Origin of the sequence: Anaeroplasma sp., from assembly GCF_034179385.1 — a bacterium.
Lineage (GTDB): Bacteria > Bacillota_I > Bacilli_A > Acholeplasmatales > Anaeroplasmataceae > Anaeroplasma.
This window is the reverse complement of record NZ_JAXFPY010000001.1, coordinates 1-2,565: the sequence shown is the minus strand read 5'-3', so window position 1 is coordinate 2,565 and position 2,565 is coordinate 1. Positions and strand designations below refer to the sequence as shown.

The window sequence follows — 2,565 nt, the reverse complement described above, 5'->3', positions numbered from 1 at the left end:
ATTTATAAATTCATCTATTTGTTTATTCGAATAACCAATCGAGTAAAGGTTTCCCATTTCCATCACCTTTCTTTCTACTATTCTTATTATAAGGAAAATAGCCTAAAAAAGAACATAAATACTTAAAGCACTTTACACCATTAGGCCCATCAAATGGATGACCAAAACTAAAGCAAACCAAACCATTAGGATAGCTTTTATTTGCATATTTTCGAATATCCTCTTCTTTTGTGTGACTAATTGTAACATGAATATCTTCATAAAATATCCCATTATACTTAAAAGAGCATTTACAGGTTGGTTCTCCGTGTCTATTTTGAGTAGTGTAAAACTTCAATCCAAATACCTTAACTAATAAAAATGAACAATTAGATTTTTTAGCCTCTTGCATTGTCATAGATGAGTAATTATTTATAAATATTCCCTTTGGTTCATTTAATTTATTTTCACCACCATAAAATTCTATTAATTTATTTTTAGTGACTTTATCATCTTGAGCTTTAATGATTTTTGTGCCTTTTCTTAACACGACATTTTCATGCTGATATTCATCAGATATGTATTTTTTAGAATCCACCATTAATTCCACAAAATCCAAATTATTAATTACTTGACCATCTTTATAAGTACATTCATCAATTGATAATTCATGGTCCTCTCTATCTGAATTCATAGATATAATTCGATAAAATTTTTTCTCCTTTGGTTCAAAAACCACTAAACATATTCCGCCTTTTTTTCTTGAACTAGCTACAACTATACCTTTAATTAAATCGCCCACAAAAAAAACACTCCTAACTTTAACAATAAACTAATGTACTTCTTATTATATGTTTATGTGTCATCTTTTTATTCTATAAATGGATTGAACATAACTAATATCTCGATGCCATTTTTCACAAGCATCTTGCATTTTAGGATTATTCTTTCTTAAATTTATATTAAATTCCAATAAACTAATCACTCTAGCTGGTGTCATGATTTCAAAATCAATGACAAAATCAATTATCCCTTGTCGCTGTCTTTCAGATAACTTTCCCTCTTGAACGTTGTAACCATATAATGCCAATTCTGAAAATTGCTTCATATTTCCATCCAAGTCATCATCTAAAATGCATCTAAATTGAGGGGTATAGCATTTTGATGTATACTTTGTAATTCTTTCAATTGTAATAAATTTCTTATTACATTGTTCACAATAAAAGCCATACACAGTGCTTGGAATACCATCTTTTGCACTTTTTAATTTTAGGGGAATTTGCTTAACCATTTTGGGATGATTTCTATTACAATAGATATTTATTGATTTATAAACATATACTCCATCCAAAGTAATAATTTTAGGTTGAATCCTAGGCAATGATTTCAACATTACTTCTTTTTGTTTTTGTTTTAATTCCTCTTTAGTCAAAACTTTTTCTTGAGATGATTTCACAATTCGATTCTCTTTTGGTAACGAAGATTTACCTTTTCTATCATTCATTTTAATGACTATATGACTATTCTTATAAAATGGATATAAGCGATTTGCTTCCCTTCCGTTATCCGTAATATTATTATAGGAGTTAAAACTAAAGAATAATCTGTCACATGCTTCACATTTCATAAAAGATCGTTTTATTTCTTTTCCTCTCCAATTAATCGATTTTTGTTGAATTGGAATAAGTCTATTTTTACATTTTGGGCACTCTTTTAAGTTTCCTTCATAAACAGTAATAGGAATCCTATCAATAGATGCTGAAGGAATATATTCTTTTGTCTCTTGCTCATTAATCTTTTGTGTAGATTTATCTAATAATTTATCATTTTCCAGCATCACATTTGGATTACTTTCATTTTCACTAACAATATAATAGAGATTCTCTTTTATATAATTTTGCTTACACTTTATGCATTGCTTATGAGTGACCTTACTAACTGCATTGTCTTTTCTATAGTATTCTGAAAGGCAAGGTTCTAATATAGAATTACATAAAAGACAATTCTTCAATTTGTTTTTATATGTAACAATATGAAACTTTTCCATATAACAATCACTCTCCTATATAACTCTTTATACAATTTACAAATAATACTTAATGGTTATTGTTGTTGAATATCCACTAGGAGTAGTTGACAATACTTCATCCTTTGTAGTCATACAATCATACATAGCATTACAAACAGATACTATTCTTTGACTTAAGCCTACTGCTTTTTCTACATCACCGGCACGAAGAATAATATATGGCTTACCTTGCTTTCTAGCATCTGAGAATACGCCTTTAATATAATCAACAATTACTTGCTTATTTGCTTTTTTGCCATTACCAGTTTTATAACCATTATTAGCTGGTCTTTCTTTTGGAGTTGAATCTATAGTAGGAACTTCTTTCTTACCTAAATCAATATCATCTATTTCAAATCCTAATTCTTTATTAATTAGCTTTAAATAATCATTTAGCTTGTCTATATCCTCCTGGAATACTATTACTCTACCAGAAAAACCATGAGCAATAATATTTCTCATTTGATGGTATATATCTATTCTATCAAATTCTACAGGGTTTATTTTCTTTAATGATA

General features: G+C 28.2%; 3 protein-coding genes. All 3 read right to left on the bottom strand.

All coding sequences use genetic code 11. The features are described from left to right. Positions 1-22 precede the first annotated feature (22 nt). Positions 23-781 carry a hypothetical protein gene (locus SPJ17_RS00015; RefSeq protein ID WP_321091475.1) on the bottom strand — a complete coding sequence of 253 codons (759 nt, stop codon included), beginning with the start codon at positions 779-781 and terminating at the stop codon, positions 23-25. 60 nt (positions 782-841) lie between these two features. Beyond that, positions 842-2,026 (bottom strand): hypothetical protein, encoded by a 1,185-nt coding sequence (locus SPJ17_RS00010; protein ID WP_321091473.1) that lies wholly within the window; start codon positions 2,024-2,026, stop codon positions 842-844. 36 nt (positions 2,027-2,062) lie between these two features. Continuing rightward, a partial coding sequence (locus SPJ17_RS00005) for a hypothetical protein (RefSeq protein WP_321091469.1) occupies positions 2,063-2,565 on the bottom strand: 503 nt, incomplete at its 5' end.